The organism is Stenotrophomonas sp. P5_B8 (genome assembly GCF_054049855.1).
This window is the reverse complement of record NZ_JBFULO010000502.1, coordinates 1-2,479: the sequence shown is the minus strand read 5'-3', so window position 1 is coordinate 2,479 and position 2,479 is coordinate 1. Positions and strand designations below refer to the sequence as shown.

Here is a 2,479-nt window from a genome sequence, read left to right as displayed (position 1 = left end):
CAACTACGGTGGCGGCGAGCGTCCGCAGCGCCAGCAAGCCCCGCGCCAGGAGTACGGCGGCGGCGGCGGTGGTGGCGGCGGTCAGCGCCAGGGCGGGCAGGGTGGCGGTTATGGCCAGCAGCGTCCGCAGCAGGCACCGGCGCAGTCGGCGCCGCCGATGGACGACTTCGCTGACGACGATATTCCGTTCTGATTTTTAGCTGCAGAATTATGTAGACAAGGCCCCGGTAAGTACMTGTACTTACCGGGGTTTCTGCTATTTGCGGCCGCGGCTCTCCCATGTGCTGATCTCGTTTCCATCTTCCATTTGTAGAGGATGTAAACGATGGCACCAGAATTCCGTGTTCGGCTTGGTCTGTTCGCGTCCGGTGAACGCTCCCCGGTGCTTCCAGATCGGGAAGCATTTCCGCTCTTTTTGATACGCATCGGGATGCGTTCGGGGGCGAGCCGATCTGCAAGATCCTGCAGATTTCCCGTCTGGGTATCGACGGTATGCGGCGCTTCGGCGCGATCCGCAACAGCGCTGTTCGCGTGCGCACGGCGACGACCTCCTCGCTCCTCAGATCGAGCGTGTCTGGCAGTCCAACATGCAAGTCCACGGCGCGGTGAAGGTCTGGCGTCAACTGGCTCGCGAGGGAACGGCGGTGGCGCGTTGTACCGTCGAGGGACTGATGCGCCGCCTTGGATTGCAAGGTGTGAGGCCAGGCAAGACCGTGCGCACGACCATCAGTGACAGCTGGAACCCATCGGCTATATCCGGCCTGCCGAAGCCGAGGCAAACTACTATCGGCAACTAGCCAGTCAAGCCGCCGCGGTGGTGGCCTGACGTAAACCTACTGGCCTCCACCGAACCCGGGGGGATTCAGTTTGCGAGACCGGAACGCCGCCACTTTCATCCGGTTCCCGCACAGCGCCATGCTGCACCAACGGCGCTTTCGCGACTTGGTCGTGTCATGGAACAGCAGTGTGCAGTCATGCGCTTCACACTCGCGTACGTGCTGCAGGTCGCCACCGGCGAGGAGCCGGCTCAGCGCCACTGCGATGGGCTCCAGCAGGCTTTCTGCGCTGTCATCGCGGCGCCGTTCGACCACGCAAGGGCCTGCACCGTCAGTGGACGACTGCAGTTGAACGATCGGTCGGCCAGCCTCCAGCACCCTGTTCACCACCGGTGCCTGGAACGGTCGACCTGCCCGTGCAGCCGCCAGCAGTTCGCGTGCTTCGTCGCGCAGGGCGGCCGCCAGCGCCGCCACGCCCTTCGGAATGGGGACCGCGCCTGCGTCCAGGACGCCCGCCGCGGCCAGCCAGTCGACTGCCGCCTGGTCGCCCTGAAACACGTCCACCATGGCCGTACTGGGGCCGTAGGCCGAGTTGATGAAGTCGAGCGCCAGATCATTGGCCACGAACAGCGCGGGGGATGGAGCTGAGTCGATCATTCGTAACCCCTTTAAATGTTGTTGACAGGTTACCACTGCCGTGCGTAACCTTCAAATCAACTCCAATGTGGTTACATAAAACGCTCATGACTCCTTCGAGTACGCTCGCCCGATTCGGCGCGACGGCTGCCCTGCTCGCCGCCACCGCCACCGCCACCGCGCACGCCCAAGTCCAGTACCGCTACGAACAGGTGGGCGAGGTCAAGGTGTTCTATCGGGAGGCCGGCCCCCGTTCGGGCCCCACCGTGCTCCTGCTGCATGGGTTCGCGGCGTCGTCGTACATGTACCGGGACGTCATCGAGGCGCTGTCGGACAAGTACCACGTCATCGCCCCGGACCTGCCCTCCTTCGGTTACACCGAGGCACCTGCGCGTGGCGCGTATGACTACACCTTCGACACCCTGGCCGCGACCCTGCAGCGCTTCACCGAGCAGCTGAAGCTGGAGCGTTACGCGCTGGTAGTGCACGACTACGGCGCCCCGGTGGTATGGCGTCTTGCCAGCGCGAATCCAGAGCGGATCACCGCCCTGATCTCGCAGAACGGCAACGCGTACGAGGACGGCCTGGCGAAAGGGTGGGATCCGATCCGCGCCTACTGGAACGATCCCAGTGCGCAGAACCGCGCTGCCCTGGCTGAGTTCCCCACGGCCGCTGCGATCAAATGGCAGTACCTGGAAGGCGTGCGCGACCCCAGCCTGGTGGCGCCGGATGGCTACACCCTTGAGGGGCTGCATGTATCCAGGCCCGGCAACGCGGATATCCAGCTGGACCTGCTGCTGGACTACGCCTCCAATGTGCGGCTTTACCCCGCGTTCCAGGCCTACTTCCGGACGCATCGGCCGCCGCTGCTTGCCGTGTGGGGGCGAAACGATCCGTACTTCCTGCCCGCCGGTGCAGAGGCGTGGAAGCGCGACATTCCCGATGCCGAAATCCACTTTTTCGATACCGGGCACTTCGCGCTGGAGACGCATGCGGACGAGATCATTCCGGTAATCCGGGAGTTTCTGGATCGGAGGGTTGGCACGCACCGAAGCGGAGCGCAGTCG

Annotated in this window: 2 protein-coding genes and 2 pseudogenes; 3 read left to right on the top strand and 1 reads right to left on the bottom strand. The window is 64.2% G+C overall.

The window, feature by feature from the left end; all coding sequences use genetic code 11:
- Positions 1 to 193 (top strand): annotated as a pseudogene (locus tag ACXJKH_RS18610) (single-stranded DNA-binding protein); the annotation flags it as partial.
- 224 nt (positions 194 to 417) lie between these two features.
- Positions 418 to 737, top strand: a pseudogene (locus ACXJKH_RS18605) (IS3 family transposase); the annotation flags it as partial.
- Positions 738 to 833: 96 nt separating this feature from the next.
- Here the strand turns inward: ACXJKH_RS18605 and ACXJKH_RS18600 are convergent.
- Entirely contained in the window at positions 834 to 1,433 is a 600-nt protein-coding gene (locus ACXJKH_RS18600; RefSeq protein WP_457321581.1) for a CGNR zinc finger domain-containing protein, read from the bottom strand.
- Between the two features lie 86 nt (positions 1,434 to 1,519).
- On the opposite strand from ACXJKH_RS18600, the gene ACXJKH_RS18595 reads away from it, so the two are divergent.
- On the top strand, positions 1,520 to 2,479 hold a 960-nt coding region (locus ACXJKH_RS18595), incomplete at its 3' end, for an alpha/beta fold hydrolase (protein WP_457321579.1).

Coding starts and splice junctions, on each gene's coding strand:
- ACXJKH_RS18600 (WP_457321581.1), bottom strand. CDS start 1,433: ATGATCGACTCAGCTCCATCCCCCGCGCTGTTCGTGGCCAATGATCTG.